This is a genomic window from Ruegeria atlantica, from assembly GCF_001458195.1.
In the GTDB taxonomy this organism is placed as follows: Bacteria; Pseudomonadota; Alphaproteobacteria; order Rhodobacterales; family Rhodobacteraceae; genus Ruegeria; species Ruegeria atlantica.
Map to the genome: position 1 here is coordinate 1 of NZ_CYPU01000039.1, position 22251 is coordinate 22251.

Annotated in this window: 17 protein-coding genes; 11 read left to right on the forward strand and 6 right to left on the reverse strand. The window is 57.6% G+C overall.

The annotated features are described in order from the left end of the window. A partial coding sequence (locus tag RUA4292_RS09935) for an IS30 family transposase (RefSeq protein WP_058278134.1) occupies positions 1–1085 on the reverse strand: 1085 nt, incomplete at its 3' end. A gap of 329 nt (positions 1086–1414) precedes the next feature. Here RUA4292_RS09935 and RUA4292_RS09940 point away from each other — a divergent pair. Further along, positions 1415–1867, forward strand: coding sequence for a baeRF12 domain-containing protein (locus RUA4292_RS09940; RefSeq protein WP_058277460.1), 453 nt, complete (start codon positions 1415–1417; stop codon positions 1865–1867). 50 nt (positions 1868–1917) lie between these two features. Here RUA4292_RS09940 and RUA4292_RS09945 read toward each other — a convergent pair whose 3' ends face one another. After that, entirely contained in the window at positions 1918–2469 is a 552-nt protein-coding gene (locus RUA4292_RS09945; protein ID WP_058277461.1) for an LOG family protein, read from the reverse strand. A 126-nt stretch (positions 2470–2595) separates the two neighbouring features. On the opposite strand from RUA4292_RS09945, the gene RUA4292_RS09950 reads away from it, so the two are divergent. The 3 genes from RUA4292_RS09950 to RUA4292_RS09960 all read left to right on the forward strand — a co-directional run bounded on the left by RUA4292_RS09950 (position 2596) and on the right by RUA4292_RS09960 (position 6273). Further along, a complete protein-coding gene (locus RUA4292_RS09950; RefSeq protein ID WP_058277462.1) occupies positions 2596–3912 on the forward strand; it encodes a LysM peptidoglycan-binding domain-containing protein in 1317 nt (438 codons plus the stop codon). A 79-nt stretch (positions 3913–3991) separates the two neighbouring features. Then, entirely contained in the window at positions 3992–5791 is a 1800-nt protein-coding gene (locus RUA4292_RS09955) for an ABCB family ABC transporter ATP-binding protein/permease (RefSeq protein ID WP_058277463.1), read from the forward strand. A 164-nt stretch (positions 5792–5955) separates the two neighbouring features. Beyond that, on the forward strand, positions 5956–6273 hold the full coding sequence (locus tag RUA4292_RS09960) for a hypothetical protein (RefSeq protein ID WP_233493412.1): 318 nt from the start codon (positions 5956–5958) through the stop codon (positions 6271–6273). Positions 6274–6332: 59 nt separating this feature from the next. On the opposite strand, the gene RUA4292_RS09965 is transcribed toward RUA4292_RS09960, so the two are convergent. Continuing rightward, the gene (locus RUA4292_RS09965) at positions 6333–10130 is read right to left on the reverse strand and encodes an efflux RND transporter permease subunit (protein WP_058277465.1); all 3798 of its coding nucleotides are present in this window, start codon (positions 10128–10130) and stop codon (positions 6333–6335) included. After that, the gene (locus RUA4292_RS09970) at positions 10127–11359 is read right to left on the reverse strand and encodes an efflux RND transporter periplasmic adaptor subunit (protein WP_058277466.1); all 1233 of its coding nucleotides are present in this window, start codon (positions 11357–11359) and stop codon (positions 10127–10129) included. Before RUA4292_RS09970 ends, RUA4292_RS09965 begins: the two co-directional genes overlap by 4 nt. A gap of 225 nt (positions 11360–11584) precedes the next feature. Between RUA4292_RS09970 and RUA4292_RS09975 the strand changes: the two genes are divergently transcribed. The 5 genes from RUA4292_RS09975 (at position 11585) to RUA4292_RS09995 (ending at position 16983) form a co-directional block, all read left to right on the forward strand. Beyond that, on the forward strand, positions 11585–12256 hold the full coding sequence (locus RUA4292_RS09975) for a tetratricopeptide repeat protein (RefSeq protein WP_058277467.1): 672 nt from the start codon (positions 11585–11587) through the stop codon (positions 12254–12256). 42 nt (positions 12257–12298) lie between these two features. Then, positions 12299–13621, forward strand: a complete 1323-nt coding sequence (locus tag RUA4292_RS09980; RefSeq protein ID WP_058277468.1) for an outer membrane protein assembly factor BamB family protein — start codon at positions 12299–12301, stop codon at positions 13619–13621. A gap of 48 nt (positions 13622–13669) precedes the next feature. Next, complete coding sequence (gene der / locus RUA4292_RS09985; RefSeq protein ID WP_058277469.1) at positions 13670–15133, forward strand: ribosome biogenesis GTPase Der; 1464 nt, start codon at positions 13670–13672, stop codon at positions 15131–15133. A 163-nt stretch (positions 15134–15296) separates the two neighbouring features. Next, a complete protein-coding gene (locus RUA4292_RS09990) occupies positions 15297–16283 on the forward strand; it encodes a fatty acid desaturase (RefSeq protein WP_058277470.1) in 987 nt (328 codons plus the stop codon). A 91-nt stretch (positions 16284–16374) separates the two neighbouring features. Further along, positions 16375–16983, forward strand: a complete 609-nt coding sequence (locus RUA4292_RS09995; RefSeq protein ID WP_058277471.1) for a helix-hairpin-helix domain-containing protein — start codon at positions 16375–16377, stop codon at positions 16981–16983. 54 nt (positions 16984–17037) lie between these two features. Here RUA4292_RS09995 and serS read toward each other — a convergent pair whose 3' ends face one another. Both serS and RUA4292_RS10005 read right to left on the reverse strand, forming a co-directional pair. Beyond that, entirely contained in the window at positions 17038–18330 is a 1293-nt protein-coding gene (gene serS / locus RUA4292_RS10000) for a serine--tRNA ligase (protein ID WP_058277472.1), read from the reverse strand. Between the two features lie 72 nt (positions 18331–18402). Next, complete coding sequence (locus RUA4292_RS10005; RefSeq protein ID WP_058277473.1) at positions 18403–20067, reverse strand: mechanosensitive ion channel family protein; 1665 nt, start codon at positions 20065–20067, stop codon at positions 18403–18405. Positions 20068–20268: 201 nt separating this feature from the next. Between RUA4292_RS10005 and yajC the strand changes: the two genes are divergently transcribed. Together yajC and secD are read left to right on the forward strand one after the other, a co-directional pair. Further along, a complete protein-coding gene (gene yajC, locus RUA4292_RS10010; protein WP_058274044.1) occupies positions 20269–20556 on the forward strand; it encodes a preprotein translocase subunit YajC in 288 nt (95 codons plus the stop codon). A gap of 33 nt (positions 20557–20589) precedes the next feature. Continuing rightward, on the forward strand, positions 20590–22251 hold the full coding sequence (gene secD / locus RUA4292_RS10015) for a protein translocase subunit SecD (protein ID WP_058277474.1): 1662 nt from the start codon (positions 20590–20592) through the stop codon (positions 22249–22251).

Consider the following 22251-nt stretch of genomic DNA (forward strand, 5'->3'; position numbering starts at 1 on the left):
TTGAGTTCACGAGCAACTGCGTCGAGATGTTCCTGGCTGTGCACTGAGAGGTCGGTGCCCTTTGGGAAGTACTGGCGCAGGAGACGGTTGGNATTCTCGTTGGTGCCGCGTTGCCACGGGCTGTGCGGGTCGCAAAAGTAGATGTCGAGATCGGTGGCCAGTGCCAGGTTCTTGTGATCGGCAAGCTCTTTGCCGCGGTCCCAGGTCAGCGTCTGGCGAAGCTCTCTCGGCAGATGTTGGATTTGTGCGGTCAGCGCAGCCACGACAGTCTGCGTTTCTTTCCCGCCCACCTTCACGAGCATGACATAGCGCGTGCGCCGCTCCACCAGCGTCGCGATGAAGCTGTTCTTCGAGCCGGCGATCAGGTCACCTTCCCAGTGGCCGGGAATGGCGCGGTCTTCGACAGCGGCCGGGCGTTCCCGGATCGAGATCGCATCCTTGATTTGACCGAGCCCATCCCGCTTCAGGCTAGCATGGCGAGACCGGCGGATGGCACGTGTCGCGCGCAAATGTGCAAGCAACTCCTTCTTCAGAACGCCACGGGCCTGGATAAACAGGCTTCTGTAGATCGTTTCGTGAGACACACGCTCGCCCTCGTCGTCGGGATGCTCGCGCTTCAGCCAACCCGCGATTTGCTGCGGCGACCACTTGCGTTCGAGCTTCTGAGCTATTGTGTGACAGAGCGCCGGCCTCTCCGCCAGCTTGCAGGGCTTCGGACGCCGTGCACGCTCCCAGGCTGCCTGATCGGACTGGGTGGCCCGGTAATGCTGACGCCCCCCGTTGCGCCGCACCTCCCGGCTGATCGTCGATGGAGATCGGCGCAGCTGACGCGCAATTGTACGAACGGACAACTCGGCTCCAAGCCCGCGTGAGATTTCTTCGCGCTCTGCCGTTGTCAACGCCCACCGTGATCGCCGCCGCTCTGGTGGCCGTATACCACCCGTTCTCGCAAGCAGGGGATAGATCGACGACGAGCCTCGATCAAACAACCGACCGATCGAGCTCATCGACTCTCCGCGCTGCCAGCGATCCCAAATCTCTGCCTTCTGTTTCTCCGTAAAATAAATCCGACGACGATAAGCCATACCAACACTCCATCCTTGCTTCCAAAGTGAAGTGTTGCGGCGATCCGTTGAGTCCGCCCCGCAAAGCTGACGTTAACCGAAAAGCTATTCGACTGCGCCGGCGTGACCCTGCAATTCCGCCGCAGGAGAAAACCTGCCTATACGTCAACTTTCGAATTGAGACCTATTGTACGCCGTCCCGAAATACCTAGCTAAAGTATGCGGAGGGAGGGAGCCGCAAACCACTAAGAAAACGGTCAGGCAACGCGCCGAATGACTTCGGTGCGTCTAGGGTAAGCTGTGCCTGACGCATGAGGGATGGCCAAAAAACGCCATTACAGGAGAATACAATGGTCGAACTTGCACAGGGAACATGGGTTGTCATTGCCAACGGGGAAAAGGCGCTGTTCATGGAGAATATCACCGACGCTGAAGATCCCAATCTGGTTGTCGTATCCGTAGAAGAAAGCGATGGACCAAGGACCAAGTCTTCGGACCGGGCCGGTCGTCGTTTTGACACGGCGCCACATCAGAAATCGGCCGTGGAAGAGAGCAACTGGAAAACCCACGCGAAATCCCTGTTCGTGCAGGATGTCGCCGACCTGTTGAACCGTAAGGGTTTGAAAGGGGCCTATAAACGTTTGGTCCTGGTGGCCAGCCCGCATGTTCTGGGGCTGCTGCGTCGGCGGTTGCACAGCGAAGTGCTGGGAAAAGTGGTTGCCGAGGTTGATAAAACCCTGACCAATCACCCGCTGCACAAGGTTGAACAAGTGTTGCGACAGCGCCTTGCCCCTGCGACTTGAATTCGGTGAAACTAAACGGGCGGTTCTGACCGCCCGTTTTGCCAGCCGCGTTAGTTCAGAACTTTCCTGAGAACTGACATTGCGGCGTTGGGGCCGTCGACCCATGTGATGAAGTCTGACAGCGACGCATCGGCAAAGCCTTGGCCGATGACCTGTTGCAACAACTCGTGCAGCGTATCCCAATACCCATCCACATTCATGACTAGAATGGGCTTGTCGTGCAGGCCCAACTGACGCCAAGTGAGCGCCTCGAACAACTCGTCCAGCGACCCCGGGCCGCCGGGCAGGACGATGACTGCATCGGCGTTCATGATCATGACCTTCTTACGTTCGTGCATAGTCTCGGTGACCACGAAACGGGTCAGGTCCGTTTTGCCGACTTCGCGTTGCAGAAGATGCACGGGGATGACGCCGAACGTGTCGCCACCAGCGGATTGCGCGGCACGTGCAACCTCGCCCATCAGTCCGACATCTCCGGCACCGTAGACCAGTCGCCAGCCTTCTTCGGCCAAAAGGGTTCCAAAGTGCTGCGCCGCTTCGGAATAGGCCGGATTCGCGCCATTTCGTGACCCGCAATACACACAGACAGATTTCTGAGACATGGGATGGCTTCTCCGGGCTTGTATATGGTGTTTTGACCCGTGATAGCGGGATTGATAGATTGGCTCAACCGTCAGGCAGAATGTGTTATACTCAAAGCACTTGCGCTGCGGAGCGAAGGGAAAAGAATGAATTCCAATTCGGGAAGCGAAAGTTCCGGAACTTTCACCTGGGGGGTGATTGCCGGCGTCGTTGCATTGGTGGGAGTCGGCGGGTTGTACCTGTCCGGTATCTTTGGTGCTGGTCCTCAGGACGCTGTGCCGCAACAAGACACCGCAGTCCAGACCACGGAAGCGGCCAGTACGAATTCCACCGCCTCTGAGGATCAGAGCACGGCAATTCAGGAACAGGAAGCCGTTGATCAGACTGATGACACTTCTGCACCAGCGACTGATACCGCCGAGGTCGAGCCGGTTGCCGCACCACCGACTCTGGACCAGATTTTCGTAGAACCTGACGGAAATACTGTTCTCTCGGGCAACGCAGAACCGGGTGCGGACATTCGTGTTTTGCTGGATGGTGAGCAGGTACACAGCTTTACCGTCGACGACTCCGGTCAGTTTGCCGAGTTTCTGTCGATCCCATTCTCAGATGATGCACGCGGGTTAACGCTGGAAACTGCGGGTGAGGATCAACCTGTCCGTTCGGACGATTATTTGATTGCAGCTTTGCCTGAACCGGAACCGGTAATTGAGCAGATAGCTGCCGTGGAAACAGGTGACGCCGCCAGTGATCAAACTGCAGGAACGCAAGACACGTCGACACCTGCGTCGACCGATGAAAAATCGACAACCGGTGACGTCGAAACGGCGGTGGCAGCCGCAGATCAACCAGAGGATCAACCCCGGGAAACTGCACAACAAGTCGCTGAAGAAAGCAACGAAAGTCAACAAGTTGCTGTTTTGCGTTCAGGTGAAGACGGGGTTGAACTGGTTCAATCTCCAACAACCGAATCCGATACTTCGGATGAGGTGGCGTTGGACACGATTGGGTATTCTAACGTTGGCGACGTTGAGCTGACAGGCCGGGTGCCGGACGGGTCTGCGGTGCGGCTGTATCTGGACAACCAGCTTGTCGCCGACCTGCCGCTGGTTGATGATGGTAAATGGCGCAGCGAGTTGGAAGGGATTGACCCCGGGATCTACACCCTGCGTGTGGATGAAATCGCCACGGATGGCACCGTGGTCAGTCGCCTTGAAACGCCGTTCAAGCGCGAACCACTGGAAGTTCTGCGCGCCGCAGAGGGTGGTGACCAGCCCGGGGGGGAAACAGATACCCCCCCGATCCGCGCGGTCACCGTGCAGGAAGGCGACACGCTTTGGGCCATATCGCGTGATCGGTTCGGCGATGGTATCCTTTACGTGAAATTGTTCGAGGCTAACCGCGACGCGATCCGCGATCCTGATTTGATATATCCCGGTCAGATATTCACCATCCCGGAATGAACTATTGCTGCTGGCCCTTGGTGGGCCAGCGGTCTATCTCTGACCGCAGATCAGGTACGTGATGAGACGAGCAGCGCCAATGACCTCAGCCGATACGCCCACGTCCGACGAACGCCGCTCTGGTTGGCGCACGATCCGGAAGGTTGCGCCTTATATGTGGCCCGAGGACGAGCCTTGGGTAAAACGTCGCGTCGTTCTAGCCATGGGTATGCTGGTGCTGGCAAAGCTGATCGCCGTCTATACCCCTATCCTTTATAAGGGCGCCGTCGATGGGCTGGCGGGCGAGGGTGTTCCGCCACTGGCCTTGGGCGCTGTTGGCCTGACCGTGGCGTACGGCGTCGCACGCATGATGACAGTTGGTTTCCAGCAGTTACGCGATGCGGCCTTTGCCCCGGTAGGGCAGAGGGCCTTGCGCGCACTGGCGTTGGAGACCTTCCAGCACATCCACCAGCTGTCCATGCGTTATCACGTGACGCGCCGCACCGGGGGGCTGAGCCGGATCATCGAGCGTGGTGTGAAAGGCGTGGAATTCCTGCTGCGCTTTTTGCTGTTTTCCATCGGTCCATTGATCCTGGAACTGCTGTTGGTCGCGATCATTCTGATGTGGCTGTTCGACGTCTGGTATCTGGTTGTCGTTGCTGTCACCATCGCGCTGTACATCTGGTTCACCTTTGCGGTGACCGAATGGCGCGTGAAGTTGCGGCGCGAAATGAACGATCAGGATACTGAGGCCAATCAACGTGCCATCGACAGCCTGCTGAATTTCGAAACCGTCAAGTATTTCAATGCTGAATCGCGCGAGGCGGCTCGGTACGACGTGTCGATGAAGGCCTATGCCGGGGCTGCGCTTAAGACGGCGTATTCGCTGGCCTTCCTGAATTTCGGTCAGTCCCTTCTGATCACTTGCGGGCTAATCGGCGTGATGGTTCTGGCGGCCATGGGGGTGCAGCAGGGTACGCTGACCGTCGGCGATTTCGTCATGGTCAACGCCTATATGATCCAGATTACTGTGCCGCTGAACTTTCTGGGCACCGTCTACCGGGAAATCCGCCAATCGCTGGTGGATATGGGGCAGATGTTCGACCTGTTGGAACAACCGACCGAGGTGCAGGACAAACCCGGCGCGCCAGATCTGGTGGTCAGTGGTGGTGAGGTGACATTGGACAATGTGCGCTTTGGCTATGATGCGGACCGCGAGATCCTCAAAGGTGTGTCGCTGACGGTACCTGCTGGTCAGACTGTTGCAATTGTCGGTGCCACAGGTTCGGGTAAGTCAACGATAGGCCGCTTGCTGTTCCGGTTCTACGATGTCACCGGGGGCGCGTTGAAGATCGACGGGCAGGACGTGCGCGACGTGACCCTGAACAGCCTGCACGCAGCCATCGGCGTCGTGCCGCAGGACACGGTGCTGTTTAATGATACCATCCGCTACAACATCGCTTATGGCCGGGACGGGGCCACTCAGGAAGATGTCGAAGCTGCTGCCAAAGCTGCGCAGATCCATGATTTTATCGTGACGTTGCCAGAAGGCTATGACACCAAGGTAGGCGAACGGGGGCTGAAGTTGTCGGGTGGTGAGAAACAACGGGTGGGCATTGCGCGTACCCTTCTGAAGAACCCGCCGATCCTGCTGTTGGATGAGGCGACCTCGGCGCTGGACACAGATACCGAGCAGGACATCAAGGATGCCTTGGCGCGGGCGGGCGAGGGGCGGACCGTGTTGACGATCGCGCACCGCCTTAGCACGATTGCCGAAGCGGACCGCATTGTCGTTCTGGAACGCGGTGAAATCCTTGAACAAGGCACCCATGACCAGCTTTTGAAGCGCGAGGGCCGTTACGCACAGCTCTGGAGTCGCCAGCAAGCGGACGCGGCCTGATCCGGTCACCTGTGTAATTCCAGGGACCAGATAGAACAGCACTGCAAAAATGCGTTCAGTCCTCCAAGTTTAATTTGACGTTCATTTTTCTTGGTGAAAAATCACCTAAAGTCATGGTGCCAGGTTCTTTGGCCGGACCTTAATCAAAGGAATATCTAATGAAAATGCGTGCAGCAGCAGCCTTGGCCGCAACTGTTCTTATGGCGACTTCGGCATTTGCCGAGGATCTTGAATTTCTGGTTTTGAATGAATCCAGCGCGGATCTGGTCGAGTTCAATGTCTCGCCTGCGTCTTCCGGTAGCTGGGAGGGGAACCTGCTGCGCGGTGGCTATGTCGCGCCCGATTACGAAATCGATGTTGTCATCGCGGATGGTCTGACCACATGTGTCTACGATGTTCGGGGGGCGTTCGACGATGGTTCGTTGGCTGAAGACTTCGGTCTGAACCTGTGTGATTTGGGTGAATATGTATTCACCGACTAGGTCTTAGAAACTAGGTCCTGGAGAAGAAAAATGGCGAACCTTGCGGTTCGCCATTTGCATTACTCGGCCGCCTTTAGGGGTGACGTTGGCGGGTGATCGGGACGCTCATCCTTGTCTGCATCCGGTGCGGGCGCAGTCGGCGTCTCATCCCCCCAGACAACCTCGGTGGCCTGTACCTGACGGGCAGCGTGACCAACCGCCATATCCTGAGCGATTTGGCTGGAACGACCTGCAGTGGCCCGTGCCAGCGCCTTGGCCAGCCATACCGCATAGGTGGTGACCCACACCCGCAACGCCAGGAACGATGGCGTCACGATCAGCGTCAGAACCGTTGCAATACCCAGCCCAAACACAACTGCCGTAGCCAGCTGTTTCCACCACAGCGCAGTTGGGCTGTCGATAGAATAGCCGCCATTGATGAAGTCCAGCGACAATCCGAACATCATCGGTGTCAGACCGGCCATCGTGGTCAGGGTGGTCAGCAGAACCGGGCGGATACGCGCCTCAGCCGTGCGGATGATCGCCTCGATCCGGGGCATATATCGGCTATATTCCTGATATGTATCGATCAGAACAATGTTGTTGTTCACCACAATCCCTGCCAAGGCCACAATCCCTGTACCGGTCATGATGATCGAGAACGGTTGCTGCATGACCATCATCCCGATTAGAACGCCGGTGGTCGAAAGCACAACGGCCAGCAGAACCAGCACCGAGTTGTAGAACGAGTTGAACTGCGCCAGCAGGATCACAAACATCAGGCCTAAAGCAGCCAAGAAAGCGCTGGACAGGAAAGCCTGGCTTTCTGCCTGATCTTCCTGATCGCCGGTCCATTCCCAACTGACGGTGCTGCCGAAGGGATTGGTTTCAAGCCACTCGGTAAGCACTGCAATGCGTTCGTTGGGATTGATCAGGCTAATCCGGGCGTTTCCAGATTCCAGATCGGCGCGCACTGCATCGACATCTTCCGCACCCGTCAACATGACAAGCTCGAATTTGTTGCCGGTCGGTCCAGTGATGATCGCGCCTGTGGGTTCTGAACCTTCCACGACGCCGCGCACAACTGCCAGCCGCTGTTCCGTGCCATCCGCGTTATCTATCACAACTTTGCTCAGGCCCGGTTCAACGTCGGCCTTCACGTCATAGTAACGCTGCTGGTTGATCCGGTTGATCTCGGCCAGTTTGGCCACTGGCTTGCGCGTGACAAAGTTCGACAAAGGCACCAGCCCATCCGGCGTACGCACCTTGAGCGTATCCAGTGTCGACAAAACCCGGTCTTCATCGGGCAGGCGAACGCGGATTTCGATTTCCTCGTCCACGCTGTCGGGGCGCATTTCGCCCAGCAGCAGCCCGCGCGTGACCAGTTGCACCATCGCGCCGACGGTTGCCACATCCGCGCCGAAACGACCCGCTTTGGCAACATCCACGTCGATCTGCCAGTCGATGCCGGGCAAGGGCAGGGTGTCTTCGATCTTGATCAGGCCGGGTGTTTCATCGAACATCTTACGGCCCGCAACAGTGGCTGAGTTCAGTTCTTCCCAGCCGTCCGCCTTGATACGCAGATGAACGGGCTTGGCCGAGGCAGGGCCTTGTTCCAGCGGTAGGATTTCGACGATGAAGCCTGGAATCTTCGCAAGTTCGGCGTTCAACTGATCCAGCACGAAGTCACCGTCATATTCCGGGGCAACCGTTTCACGGTCGATCAACCCGCCGAAGATCGGTTCGGACACGTTGGGTCGGTCTTCCCACGGGATGATTTCGAACTGGACGCGACCGACAGTGTCTGCCGGTGCTTGCGCACCTCCATTGTTCTGGTTCAGCCCGCCTTCTCCTGCAAAGGAAAACACGTTCACGACTGCGGGATGCGCGCTGATAATTTCTTCGGCCGCCAGTACCATCTGGTCCTTTTCGACCAGTGATATGTTGCCACGTGCACGAACATAGGCCGTGGCTTGCTCGGGTTCGCTTTCGACGAAGAACTCTACGCCCCGATTATTGTTCCCAAATGCGGTCATGACTGACATCACAGCGAAGCCAATGACGACAATCGAAACAATCGGCATGATCGGGTTGCCGACGAGGAACTTGATGACATAGCCAAAGGGTGTGTGTTCACGCGCTGTATGCACATGCTGATCGGGCGCGCGTTCTATTTTGGCGGCACTCAACGTAACAGAACCAGCAAATGCTCCAAAAATGAACAGGAAGGCACCAAGCAGGACTGCTCCGAATGCGCCTTCGGGCAACAGATAGGTCGGATTCAGCAGTTGCATCGCACCAAGGAAGATCAGGTACAGCGATGGCGGCACCATAACCGCACGAACCCACCACCGGGTGCGCGCGCGTAGCCAGTCGGATGTGCGGTCAAAAACCCGGCTCAGACGTCCCGAAACACCGCCCATGACAGGCAGATAGATCAGCGCAACGATCAACGAGGCGGACAGAACGAAGATCAGCGTGACGGGCAGCATCCCCATAAACTCACCCGGGACACCCGGCCAAAACAGCATCGGCAGGAAGGCACATAGGGTTGTGGCTGTGGATGACACAATAGGCCAGAACATACGCTGCGCAGCTTTGACATAGGCGTGCATCGGGCCGACGCCCTCTTTAATGCGCCGGTCAGCGTATTCCACGACAACAATGGCCCCGTCGACGAGCATACCCACTGCAAGGATCAGGCCGAACATCACGATGTTCGAGATGCTGATGCCCATGCCTGCCAGGAACGCAAAACACAGTAGGAATGAGGTCGGGATCGCAAAACCCACCAGCAATGCCGCGCGTGTGCCCAAAGAGGCCAGAACAACGATCATCACCAGTGCGATGGCCGTCAGAACCGAGCCTTCCAACTGGCTGACCATCGAGCCGACGATGCGGCTTTGGTCGTTCGAGGTGCCCAGCTGGATTGCGGCCTGCATCTCGGGCGGCCATTTTGCCTGCGCAGCGGCAATGGTTTGTTTCACACCCTCGACTGTGTCGATCAGGTTGTAGCCCTTGCGCTTGACCACCTGCAGCGCGACGGTTTGTTCGCCGTTGAAACGGGCGGTGCCTTCGCGGTCCTCAAAGGTATAGTTAATCTGCGCCAATTCCCCCAGGGTGACGACCCGGTCGCCGTTCACTTTGACCGGCAGGCCATAAACATCCTGCGCGGTTTTGAAGGAAGAGGGGATCTTGACCGAGAATGTGCCCTGTGCGGTTTCGACCTCACCGGCTGCGATCAGCTGATTGTTGTTGCGCACTACATCGATAAGTTCGGCGGCGGTGACATTGTAGGCCTCAAGCCGAAGAGGGTCGATGATGACCTCAAGCAATTCGTCGCGGTTGCCCGCGATACCGGCTTCGAGCACCGAATCCATCGCCTCAAGGTCGTCCTGTAAAGCCTTGGCAACCCGCGCCATAGTGCGCTCGGGGACTGCACCCGTCAGGTTGACGATAACGATGGGGAATTCTGAGAAATTGATCTCAGTCAGCGAGTATTGCTCGGCTCCGTCGGGGAATTCGGCTTGCGCGCTGTTCATAGCGTCGCGCACATCAGCCATGATTGCGGTCTTGTCCCAGCCGAAATCAAACTCCAGCGCCACGCCCGCATACCCTTCGGCGGCGGTCGAGGTCATCTCTTTCAGCCCATCAAGGTCCGCAAGTTCGGTCTCCATTGGTTTGACCAACAGGTTTTCCGAATCCTCGGCTGAGATGCCCGGAAACTGAACTGAGACAAAAAGGGCAGGGATTTCAATGTCGGGCTCGCCTTCTTTCGGCAAGCTGACATAGGCAAAGCCACCAACCACCAATGAGATGGCGATGAAGGCCAGAACCATTCTGGCCCGGCCGGCGGCCCAACTGACGATTCCGGTCATTTCGAAGCTTCCCGATATGTGGGTTCAACTGTGACGCCGCGGGTTACGAACTCTTGCCCGATGACGATGATGTCCACAGTTTCCGGCAGGCCACCGACCCAAACGCCTTCGGCGGTATCACGCAGAAGAACGACGGGCTGGAAATCGACCACGTTGCTCTGGCCAATGGTGCGGACACCGAGTTGACCGTTATTACTCAGGGTCAGTGCCGATTGCGGCAGGAAATGCGCTTTGGCCCCGGCGGCCGAAATGCGGATGTCGGCGGTTTGGCCGTCCCGAATGGCCAATTCCGGGTTCGGAACAGTGATTTCGACCTCAAACGTACGGGTTGTTTCATCGGCCGAGCGGCTCAGGAATGTCACACGACCAGATACCTGGAGGCCAGTGACCAACTGCGCCGTGGCTTCGGTTCCGACAATGATGCGGTTCACCTCGGTTTCCGGCACAAAACCCACCAGCTTGATCGGATCCAGTTGGATAACGGTCGCGCATAGCGAGCCGGGCTGCATCAAGCTGCCCAATTCGGCGGTATCGCTTTCCAACAACCCTTTGAAGGGCGCTTTGATCGTCTGGCGATCGATTTCGCGTTCCGCGGCTTTGACCTCGGCGATTGCGGCTTCGATTCCAGCGCGGGTGGCCTCAAGACCGGCTTCGGCGGTTTTGATGCCAGCCTCGGCGGTTCTCATCGCCGCCTCGCTTGAGATTCTGCGTGTTTCAGATCCAAACCCAGAGTCAGACAGTTTGTTCGCAGCCGTCAGGTTGATCTCGGCCTCGGCAACACGCGCATGTGCTTCTTCCAGGCGGGCTTCGGCTTCTGGAATGCGGCTTTGGGCTTCTAACTTAGCAGCCTTCGCTTCGGCCAAACTGGCGGGGCGGGTGCCCGGGTCAAGCTCGCACAGAAGATCGCCGGCTTCGACGAACGTGCCTTTGCGCTTAGGCTCTGAGATGACGGTCGAAGTGGTTTCAGCCAGAACTTCGACCTGACGATTGGCCTTGGTTTGGCCCCGCAACAACACGGCGCTGTCAATTTCGCGTGCGGTTGACCTAAGGGCAACGACGCCAATCGTCGCCTGATCCACGTCCGCGACTTCGCCAGATTCGCTGGCAACCTCAGGGTTGGCCTCGGCTTCCGCGCGCCCGGCGAAGGAGAACAGGCTGTCCCGTTCGAAAACCAAAAAAAACAAAACAACAATAACCAAAGCGGCGTTTACTAATGAAATCAATCGCATGCAGGACTACTCCCAGAATTCTGCGCCACATATTTTTTGCGGTCATGCTAGAAAGTGGGGACGATTATGTATCGTTTCCACACTAAACTGAATAGTTCGGTTTATTTTTTTCTACAAGAGGGCAGGCCACCGGCGGGATTGTAAAAAATCGGGCTCTTGGCTTGGCGATTGCGCCGGGGTATGACATGGCGCCATACACCAAGGATGCAGCCCCGGAGGGCAGGGATGAGCGACGTCGACAGTTTTATTGATGAGGTGACCGAAGAGGTGCGCCGGGACCGCCTGTTCTTGCTATTGCGCAGATGGGGTTGGGTCGGTGTGCTTGTGGTTGTCCTGATCGTGGGCGGTGCTGCGTTTAATGAAGTCCGCAAGTCGCGCGCAACCAGTCAGGCGCAGGAACTGGGTGATTCAATCCTGGCGGCGCTGGCACAGAATCAGTCGGAAGACCGTGCAGCCAGCCTAGCCGCTGTCGAAACGCAATCGCCGGGTGGGGATGCGGTTCTTAACATGCTGTTGTCGGCCTCTCAGGTTGAGGCTGGATCGGAGCTGGATGCGGTTGCCAGCCTGAATGCCATTGCGTCCCAAGGGGATCTGCCGGAAATCTATCGCGCGATCGCGGCTTTTAAGGCGCTGCTGCTGCAGAGCGACACTCTGCCCGCAGCCGATCGTCGTCTTCAGTTCGAAGCGCTGGCCGCGCCGGGCGCTCCGCTGCGGTTACTTGCCGAAGAACAATTGGCCCTGATTGATGTGTCCGAGGGCAATGTTGACGCGGGCATCACGCGGCTTCAGGCCTTGCGCCAGGACGCAGAAGTTGGCGTGGATCTGCAACAGCGTGCGGCTCAGTTGATTGTAGCGCTGGGTGGCGAACCAGAGCCGCTGATCGCCCAACAGGGCTGATCCGGTGGCGGCAGGAAAACTTACAGGCGAGTTCGGAACATCATGGTAGCAAGTCTATTCTCCCGTATTGGATTGCCAATGGCAGCCCTTTCATTGACCTTGGTCGCCGCCTGTCGGGAACCCGAGGTTATCTTGCCTGGACCGCGAGAAGATATCCGACCTGCTGCCGATACCGAAACGGTGGAAACCCGCGGCTCAAAACCGATCAGCCTTCCGGCGCAAAGAGCCAACGCGAGTTGGCCGCAAAGCCCGGGTACGGCTGCGTTCCGGACGACCAATGCACAGTTGCGGGCAACGCCGCAGCGCATTTGGTCCGCTTCAATCGGTCAGGGTGACTCGCGCAAGCAGCGGATCACGGCTGATCCCGTTGTTGCGGGCGGGTTGATCTACACGCTTGATGCCGGCGCAACGGTGTCTGCCGTGTCGCCGCAAGGGCAGGTCGTTTGGAACACCGATCTTATTCCGCCAAGTGATGGCGACTCGGATGCCACGGGTGGTGGCATGGCCTATGACAACGGTGTGCTTTATGTGTCTTCCGGTTATGGCCGCCTGACAGCATTGAATGCCAAGACCGGTGCAGTTCGTTGGCAAAAAAGGTTGAACGCGACCGGAAGCGGCGCGCCTTTGGTCAGTAACGGGCTGCTGTATCTGGTGGCGGGTGACGAAACCGGTTGGGCGGTCAACACCAAGGACGGCCGCATTGCATGGCAAATTCAGGGCACCCCAAGCGTTGGAAACGTTCTGGGTGCGCCGGCGCCAGTCATTGCATCCGATTTTTCCGTGTTCGCCTTTGGTTCGGGTGATGTCGCAGCGACGTTCCGTCGGGGGGGTATTCGCCGCTGGAACGCGTCAGTAGCCGGGGGACGTCGCGGACGTGCGGCGGCGCAGATCGTCGATGTAACCGGTGGACCAATGGTTGCGGGCGATAAGATCTATATCGGCAACCATTCTGGGCGCACAGTCGCGTTTGACGCCAATTCCGGCGAACGGATATGGACCGCAGACGAGGGGGCCGTCGATACGGTCTGGGCCGCTGGAAACAGTATTTTCCTGATCAGCGACCGCAGCCAACTGGTGCGGCTGGACGCTGCGACCGGAGCGATTGTCTGGGCGCAGGACCTGCCGGGTTTTGTCAAGGATAAGCCGGGACGCCGTGGGGCGGTCTACGCGCATTATGGTCCGATCATCGCGGGTGGGCGCATCGTCATCGCCTCGAACGATGGCTATGTTCGGTTCTTCAGCCCTGTTGACGGAGCACTGGTGAACCGTGTCGAAGTGCCAGGTGGCGCGACCACGGCACCGGTTGTGGCGGGCCAAACACTGTACGTCGTGTCGACCAAAGGTGATTTGCACGCTTTCCGTTGACCACAAGATGCGCTAAGGGGCGCTTCTGAGTCTTGAAAGTTGAGTATCATGTCGTTGACCCTCGCCATCGTGGGGCGCCCGAATGTGGGCAAATCCACCCTGTTCAATCGCCTTGTGGGCAAACGTCTGGCTTTGGTCGACGACCAGCCCGGCGTGACGCGCGACCTGCGCGAAGGACAAGGGCGTCTGGGGGATCTGCGCTTTACCGTGATCGACACTGCGGGGCTTGAGGACGCAACCGACGACAGCCTTGAAGGCCGCATGCGCCGCCTGACTGAGCGTGCGGTGGACATGGCAGATGTCTGTCTGTTCATGATTGACGCGCGCGTCGGGGTCACGCCGACCGACGAATTGTTTGCCGAGATTCTGCGCAAACGTTCCAAACACGTGATCCTTGCGGCCAACAAAGCCGAAGGAAACGCAGCGGATGCGGGTGTGCTTGAAGCCTATAACCTTGGTCTGGGTGAGCCGGTGCGCTTGTCGGGCGAACATGGCGAGGGGATGACTGATCTTTATTCCCAGCTTATGCCATTGGCCGATGCCGCCGAAGAACAGGCGGTCGAGGATGCACCGGAAACCGATATTGAACTGGATGAAGACGGCGAGGGCGAGACGCCCCCGATCACCGCTGAAAAGCCGTTGCAGGTGGCAGTTGTTGGCCGCCCGAATGCCGGTAAATCCACATTGATCAACAAGATCATTGGGGAAGACCGCCTGCTGACCGGGCCAGAGGCTGGTATTACGCGCGATGCCATCAGTCTGCGGATCGACTGGGCCGACCCGGATGGGGACAGCACGCCAATGCGTATCTTTGATACGGCCGGTATGCGTAAAAAAGCCAAGGTGCAGGAAAAGCTTGAAAAGCTTTCAGTATCGGATGGCCTGCGCGCCGTAAAATTCGCCGAAGTGGTGGTGGTTCTGCTGGACGCTGCCATCCCCTTCGAACAGCAGGACCTGCGGATTGCCGATCTGGCCGAGCGTGAGGGTCGCGCCGTTGTTGTCGCCATCAACAAATGGGACATCGAAGAAGATAAACAGGAAAAGCTGCGGGATCTGAAAGAGTCGTTCGAACGTTTGCTGCCGCAATTGCGTGGCGCACCGCTGGTGACGGTCTCGGCAAAAACGGGCCGGGGGCTAGAGCGCCTGCGCGCCGCGATTCTGCGGGCCCATGACATCTGGAACCGCCGTGTGCCGACGGCCGCGCTGAACCGCTGGCTTACAGCTATGTTGGAGCAGCACCCGCCGCCAGCCCCGCAGGGGCGTCGGATCAAGCTACGGTACATGACTCAGGCCAAAACCCGCCCGCCGGGCTTTGTTGTTATGTGTTCGCACCCTGACAAGATGCCAGCCAGTTACACGCGGTATCTGGTCAACGGTTTGCGCGAATCTTTTGATATGCCCGGTACTCCGATCCGCCTGACTTTGCGCGGACAGGGGGACAAGAACCCGTACAAGGGACGCCGTAAGAAAAACGCGGGCGCCTTGGCCAAGCATCTCAAGGGTCGCGCGTAACTGCGCCAATTTTCAGCATTTTCGGCTGAGGGGCGTGACAGCCCCAATTCCCCACGCTAGCATTCACTGGCGGGCATCTGTTTTGTGTGCGCGTAATTTCACGCGGAGCTTCCGCACCAGTTTTTGATAACCATTGGACCTAACCAACGTGAGGAGCGGCTGGATGGATCTAAGGGAATACACAAGGCAATACGCGGTTCAGGACAACAGATTGGCCGCGCTGAGCTATTTTGGAACCTTCGCGGTGTATTTCACATCGCTGGCACTGGCGATTACCTATGTGGATCGCTGGTTTGTTATGATTCCCGCCGGGGTCGTCTTTGCCTTTTCGGCAGTGCGTCTTTACGTGCTTCAGCACGATTGTGGGCATCACTCGCTGTTTGAGACGCGCGCGCAAAATGAATGGGCCGGGCACGGGCTCTCGCCATTCACTTTCGCTCCGTTCGAGGTGATGAAACAGAATCACAACCTGCACCACGCCGGTATCGGCAATCTCGAGCACCGCGAGACGGGCGAAATCCATACGATGACCGTGCGGGAATGGAACAAGGCGGATTGGAAAGCGCGCCTGTTTTACAGGCTCTACCGAAATCCCTTCATCCTGGTTCCGGCCGGGGCGCTGTTCACGTATTTCATCCGCTATCGGTGGCCCAAGAACACGGTTCGGTTTGGCATTAAAGGTGTATTGCTGCACAACTTGTCGATCATCGTCTTTCTTGGCCTTCTTTACCTGATAGCTGGCATCACGGGTATTCTGGTCTGGTTGGTGTTTTCGCTTTTGGGCGGGATGCTAGGTGTTTTTCTTGTCTACCTTCAGCACAACTTCGAAGACACGTATTGGGATCGCCGTCCGGATCTGGACCCGCAACTAGCGGCGCTACAGGGATCATCGGCGCTGGATTTCGGGTGGTGGTTCGACAATGCGGTTGCCTGCATCACGCTGCACGACATCCATCATTTCAATGCGCGCATTCCGTCTTATCGGCTGCGTGCATGCCACTACAACCTACCACCCGAATTCACGCCCCGCCGGATCAAATTCCCCGAGGCTGTTGCCGCTTTAAACCTGAAACTGTGGGACGAAGACGCCAAGCGGCTTGTTCCGTTTCCCGGAAAGGATCAATCCGGTAACCTCGCACACAGTAGCTGACACAAATGACCTGCATCCCTGGGCACTGGCTTGTGAGAACGTGTATCTGGTAGACATAAGATAACGCAGGGAAAATCGGAAAGGACAAAGAATGACCGCAGTGACCGCAATAAAAGGCGTTGGAGAGGGGCTAGGAAAGTCACTTACAGCCAACGGTTTCAAAACCGCTGAAGCCGTTGCCAAGGCAAGCCCCGCTGCACTGGTCAAAGTTCCTCGTATCGGCAAAGCCCGCGCAGCCGTCCTGATTGCCGCCGCGAAAGAGGCGATTGCAGAGAAACCGCCAGTCGCCAAACCCGCCGCGGCGAAACCAGCCGCCAAACGCCCTGCGGCGAAAACAAGTACGCGCCGCGCGCCTGCCAAAAAGCCTGTAGCTCGCCGAACAGCGCCCCGCAAAACGATCGCTGCCGCCGCTGCCGAGAAGCGGGCGGAAGAGGCTGCGCGCAAAGCGGCTGAGGAAAAGGCCGCAGCCGAATTGGCAGAAGCCAAGGCAAAGAAGAAGGCCAAGGCCAAAGCCAAGGCTGAAAAGGCCGCTAAAAAGCTTCAGGAGATGGAAGCCGTCTTCTCGAAAGCCAAGGACAAGGTGAAGGCCAAGGCAAAGAAAGATAAAAAGAAAGACAAAAAGAAAAAGGCCGACAAGACGGACAAGAAGAAAGATAAGAAAAAAGACAAGAAGAAGGATAAGAAAAAGGCGAAGAAGTAAGCCTTCTCCGCCCTTAATCCTCTTGAACCGGTGCCCTGTTGGTCGCCGGTTTTCTTATGCCAGCGTGCCGTCCAGCTGCAGTGTCAGCTTGCCACCCAGATAGGGGGCCAGAACCTCGGGCAGGGTGACGGTACCGTCTGCGTTCTGGCCATTTTCCAGCACTGCGATCAGGCATCGCCCAACAGCCAGGCCCGATCCGTTCAGCGTGTGAACATATTCCGGTTTGCCGCCAGCTTCGGGACGGAAGCGCGCGTTCATGCGGCGCGCCTGAAAATCGCCACAGGTCGAGACCGAGCTGATCTCGCGATACGTGTCCTGACCCGGCAGCCAGGCCTCGATGTCAAAGGTCCGACGCGCGCCAAAGCCCATGTCGCCTGTGCACAGGATCACTGTGCGATAGGGGATGCCCAGCTTTTCCAGAATACCCTCGGCACAGCGCAGCATGCGTTTCTGCTCATCATCCGACTTGTCAGGATGCGTGACCGAGACCATTTCGACCTTTTCGAACTGGTGCTGGCGCAACATGCCGCGCGTGTCCCTGCCGGCCGATCCGGCCTCGGACCGGAAGCACAGGGAATGCGCTGTGTAGCGGCGGGGCAAATAGCTTTCTTCGATCATCGTGTCGTTGACGATATTGGTCAGCGACACCTCGGACGTCGGGATCAGCCACCAGCCTTCACGGGTCTGATAGCTGTCTTCGCCAAACTTCGGCAATTGGCCTGTGCCCTGCATCATCTCGGACAAAACCAGAACCGGGCCGTTCACCTCGGTCAGTTCGTTTTCGTTGATGTGCGTGTCCAGCATGAACTGCGCCAGCGCACGGTGAATGCGGGCAACACCGCCGGACAACAGGACAAAGCGCGAGCCGGACAGCTTTGCCGCCGTTTCAAAATCCATGCCGTTCTGAACGGCCTCGATTTCAAAATGCTCTTTCGGTGCAAAATCCAACTCACGCGGAGTGCCCCAGCGGTTGACCTCGACATTGTCGTTCTCGTCCGCACCTTCTGGCGCGTCCTCGGCGGGCAGGTTCGGGATGCGGATCAGTTGATCAGTCAACAGTGCGTCCAGATCCTTGGCCTCGGTCTGCATCTGGGCGATTTCGGCCTTTTTCTCAGCGACCAGCGCGCGCAGGCGTTGAAATTCAGCCTCGTCGCCGCGCCCCTTGGCGGCACCGACTTCTTTGCTGGCCTTGTTCTGTTCGGCTTGTGCCGTTTCTGCGGCCTGAATCTTGGCCCGGCGACTTTCGTCCAGCCTTAGCAAATCTGACGACACCGGCGCGTCCCCACGGCGCGCAAGTGCGGCGTCGAAGGCGGCGGGGTTTTCGCGAATGGCGCGGATGTCGTGCATGGTTCAGATCCTTAAATGCGTGAATCACTGAAACCGCTTATGCACCATCTGAAAGGCAGGGTGTAGCGCCGGTTACGACTTATCGGCATCCTCGTGTTTTTCATGCGCCAGATGGCCATCCCAATGTTCGGTTGGGATCTTGGGATCAGGCGGATCAGCCATATAAGAGGGTGTCATGATCTGCACACCGTTTTCATTGAACACGGCCACGATATTGCGATGCAGGTCTGACCGGATTTTCGGAATGATGCTGCCACGGGTCGTATAGCCGTTGATCTGATAGTTGATCGCGTAATCCGCCAATGCGGTCCACAAAACAAAGGGTTCAGGCTTGGCCTTGATGCCTTTGGTTCGGTTGGCGGCCTCAATCAGCATCGCCTCGACCTTCTCGGGCGGCTCTTCATAGCCAATGCCAACCGTTGTGTGCAGCAGCAGTCCGCTGCCGTCTGTTTTCTTCGAGAAGTTCACCACATCCGAATTCATCAGTTGCGCATTGGGGATCGAGATCAGTTCGTTCTTGATGGATTTCAGATGTGTCTCCATCAGTTTGATCTGAACCACATCGCCGATGTGATCCCCGATCTTAATGCGGTCCCCGATCGAGGTCGAGCGACGATAGATCACGAACAGACCAGCCAGCATGTTTGAGACGACAGAATTTGCACCCAGCGACAGCATGGCACCCACCAGGATCGTCAACCCCTGGAACGCCGCCGAATCCGATCCGGGGATGTAGGGAACGGCAAAGACCAAGGCGATCATGATCACCACAACACGGGCAATGTTGAAGGTTGGGCTGACCCAGTGCTTTTCAAAATCGCCCATGTCGAAGGAACCCGCTTCGACCGCGTCGAAGAACACCCGCATCCCCTTGATGATGTACAGCGCCACCCAAGAAATCAGGCCCAGCATGATCAAATTGGGGATGTAACTGATAATGCCTTTGAAGATCAGCAGTACCGGCTCGGTCAGATAGGTCAGCAACAGCTGCGCAAAATAGCGGGTTTCGGCGAAAGCCAGCAGAACAAACGAAAGGTAGTAATAAAAGCCGAGAAAGAAGATGATAAGCAGAACGAAGTTCAGCCCATATCGTACCAGCGCAGCGATCGCTTCGGCCTGAACGCTTTTGGCTGTGGCAGTTTCCACGTCCTTGAGGTGAAGTGAGACAAATTTTAATGTCTTCCGTCGAATCCGACGGTGCACCCACAGGATTGCCACCACAAACGCCACAAAACCAAAGGTCCATGCCACTGCCTCAATTGCACCGGACACGCGCGCCCGATCGGTGCGGTTGGCGCGGTAGTCTTCGATGGATTGTTTGATCGCGTTCCCGTGCAAAACGCTTAGAACGCTAAGCTCCATCTGATCCAACTCGGCATCGGCTTCGGTGACGATCGAGACTCTCTCGCCGTCGGCCAGAGTCCAAATGCCGAACTCGGTCTCTTCGTATGTCACCTCAACCGTGGGCGCGTCCGAGGCCTCGGCGATTTCGATGATCTTGTCCTGAACGTCTTCCGCCCGCTCTGGCGCGGGCAGGGCACTGGATCCCCGGACCTGGAACAATACGTCCCCGTCCACGATGACCGGCGCCACGAAACTGTCCGAGTCCGCCCCGTCAGAAGCAGGGGGCTCTGTCGGTGTTTCCTGTGCCAGTACGACGTCCGAAAACCACAGGCTGGACGCCAGGGCTGTCAGAAAATAAACCAGCAAAAGGAAGGGCTTGAATTGCCTTGCCATATGTCCCCCTTAACCCGAACTATACCCGGTTTCAGCGAGGTGCCTAGGACATATCTGCAACGCCTGGCTTGTTCTTTGTGCACTGAGGCCGGGTCAGGGCGGCGAACAGCGTTGCCATCGCTTGCAAAGGCGCAATTCAGAGCATAGGTTCCCGCCAAATTTGCGGAGCATTTCCGCAGCACCAAAACAAAGGAATATCCCATGGAAGGTGGCGCAATCGCCCAGTTTCTCCCGCTGATCCTGATCTTCGCGATCATGTATTTTCTGCTGATCCGTCCGCAGCAAAAAAAGATGAAGCAACATCAGGCCATGGTCGAAGCCGTGCGTCGCGGCGATCAAGTCGTAACCCAGGGTGGAATGATCGGCAAGGTGTCCAAGGTCAAGGAAGGCGACAACGAGATCGAAGTTGAAATCGCCGAGGGTGTGAAGGTTCGTGTGGTCAAGTCGACCATTGCGCAGGTTCTGAACAAGACTGAGCCCGCGAAGTAATTTCGCGCCACAATTCCTTGAAAAGGCAGGGTAATGCTGCAAATTGATACCTGGAAGCGGGTTCTGATCTGGCTGGTCTGCGTGATCGGTCTGATCCTTGCCCTGCCGAATGCGTTTTATACGCGCGTCGAGCAATCCAACGATGCCAAGGCGGCAATTGAGCTTGGCATCGACACTCCCGAAATGCAGGCCGAGGCGGCGCAATGGCCGAACTGGCTGCCGTCGTCGCTGGTCAATCTGGGCCTCGATCTGCGCGGTGGTGCGCATCTGTTGGCCGAAGTTCAGGTCGGCGATGTGTACGAATCCCGGATGGAGGCCATGTGGCCCGAAATTCGCGATGCGCTGCGGGATGAGCGCGCCACTGTAGGCACCATCCGCAAGCAAGAGTCGGCCCCGGACGAGATTCGGGTGCGCATCAGCCAGCCCGAGGGCATGTCCCGCGCGCTTGAAGTTGTGCGCGGCCTGGCCCGTCAGGTGCAAACCCTGACCGGTGTAGGTGCAACTGATATCGAGGCACGGTCTGAGGGCGATACAATCGTCGTTCAACTGTCCGAGGCCGAAAAACTTGCCACAGACGACCGCACTGTGCGCCAATCGCTTGAGATTGTGCGCCGCCGTATTGACGAGGTCGGAACACGTGAACCCACGATCCAACGCCAGGGTGCGGATCGTATTCTTATTCAGGTGCCGGGTATCGGCAGTGCTGGTGAACTGAAAGAGATCATCGGTACCACCGCTCAGCTGACATTCAATCCCGTTGTGGGGCGGGGCACCAACCCGGACGCAGTGCCGGGGATTGGCGAACAGGTCCTCCCCTCCATCGACGAAACTGGTTTGTTTTACACAGTCGAGTCGGCCCCAGTCGTCACCGGTGAAGAGCTGGTAGACGCGCAGCCAGCCTTCGACCAAAACGGTCGCCCTGCAGTCAGCTTCCGGTTCAACACATCTGGGGCGCGCAAGTTCGGCGACTATACGCTGGAAAATATCGGCCAGCCTTTCGCAATCATTCTTGATGATGAAGTCATCTCGGCCCCTGTCATTCAAAGCCACATTCCCGGCGGCTCGGGCATCATCACTGGTAATTTCACCGTTGAGGAAAGCACTAATCTAGCTGTTCTGTTGCGCGCAGGCGCGTTGCCTGCCGGGCTGGAATTCCTCGAAGAGCGTACCATCGGCCCCGAACTGGGGCAGGACAGTATCGACGCCGGTAAGGTCGCAACTATTGTGGCCTTTGTCGCGGTGCTAGCCTTTATGGCGCTCAGCTATGGATTGTTTGGTCTCTTTGCCAACATCGCCCTGATCATCAACGTCGGCCTGCTGTTTGGTCTGTTGTCCCTGATCGGAGCCACTCTGACACTGCCCGGTATCGCCGGTATCGTACTGACGGTCGGTATGGCGGTGGATGCCAACGTGCTGATCTTTGAGCGTATCCGCGAAGAACTGAAATCAGCCAGAGGCCCGGCGCGCGCAATCGAACTGGGTTATGAAAAGGCGTTGTCGGCCATTCTGGACGCGAACGTGACCACATTCATCACCGCTGTTATCCTGTTTGCGATGGGCAGCGGTCCGGTGCGCGGTTTTGCAATCACGCTGGGTCTGGGCATTCTGACCTCGGTCTTCACCGCGATCTTCGTGACGCGCCTGATGATCGTGATCTGGTTTGAACGCCGCCGCCCGAAAACGATCGAGGTTTGA

What these genes read in the sequence shown, in the direction of transcription:
- RUA4292_RS09990 (WP_058277470.1), top strand. Translation starts at nt 15,297, where the DNA reads ATGGATCTAAGGGAATACACAAGGCAATACGCGGTTCAGGACAACAGA.
- RUA4292_RS09965 (WP_058277465.1), bottom strand. Translation starts at nt 10,130, where the DNA reads ATGACCGGAATCGTCAGTTGGGCCGCCGGCCGGGCCAGAATGGTTCTG.
- yajC (WP_058274044.1), top strand. Translation starts at nt 20,269, where the DNA reads ATGGAAGGTGGCGCAATCGCCCAGTTTCTCCCGCTGATCCTGATCTTC.
- RUA4292_RS09945 (WP_058277461.1), bottom strand. Translation starts at nt 2,469, where the DNA reads ATGTCTCAGAAATCTGTCTGTGTGTATTGCGGGTCACGAAATGGCGCG.
- secD (WP_058277474.1), top strand. Translation starts at nt 20,590, where the DNA reads ATGCTGCAAATTGATACCTGGAAGCGGGTTCTGATCTGGCTGGTCTGC.
- RUA4292_RS09980 (WP_058277468.1), top strand. Translation starts at nt 12,299, where the DNA reads ATGGTAGCAAGTCTATTCTCCCGTATTGGATTGCCAATGGCAGCCCTT.
- RUA4292_RS09970 (WP_058277466.1), bottom strand. Translation starts at nt 11,359, where the DNA reads ATGCGATTGATTTCATTAGTAAACGCCGCTTTGGTTATTGTTGTTTTG.
- RUA4292_RS09950 (WP_058277462.1), top strand. Translation starts at nt 2,596, where the DNA reads ATGAATTCCAATTCGGGAAGCGAAAGTTCCGGAACTTTCACCTGGGGG.
- RUA4292_RS09975 (WP_058277467.1), top strand. Translation starts at nt 11,585, where the DNA reads ATGAGCGACGTCGACAGTTTTATTGATGAGGTGACCGAAGAGGTGCGC.
- RUA4292_RS09940 (WP_058277460.1), top strand. Translation starts at nt 1,415, where the DNA reads ATGGTCGAACTTGCACAGGGAACATGGGTTGTCATTGCCAACGGGGAA.
- der (WP_058277469.1), top strand. Translation starts at nt 13,670, where the DNA reads ATGTCGTTGACCCTCGCCATCGTGGGGCGCCCGAATGTGGGCAAATCC.
- RUA4292_RS09955 (WP_058277463.1), top strand. Translation starts at nt 3,992, where the DNA reads ATGACCTCAGCCGATACGCCCACGTCCGACGAACGCCGCTCTGGTTGG.
- serS (WP_058277472.1), bottom strand. Translation starts at nt 18,330, where the DNA reads ATGCACGACATCCGCGCCATTCGCGAAAACCCCGCCGCCTTCGACGCC.
- RUA4292_RS09995 (WP_058277471.1), top strand. Translation starts at nt 16,375, where the DNA reads ATGACCGCAGTGACCGCAATAAAAGGCGTTGGAGAGGGGCTAGGAAAG.
- RUA4292_RS10005 (WP_058277473.1), bottom strand. Translation starts at nt 20,067, where the DNA reads ATGGCAAGGCAATTCAAGCCCTTCCTTTTGCTGGTTTATTTTCTGACA.
- RUA4292_RS09960 (WP_233493412.1), top strand. Translation starts at nt 5,956, where the DNA reads ATGCGTGCAGCAGCAGCCTTGGCCGCAACTGTTCTTATGGCGACTTCG.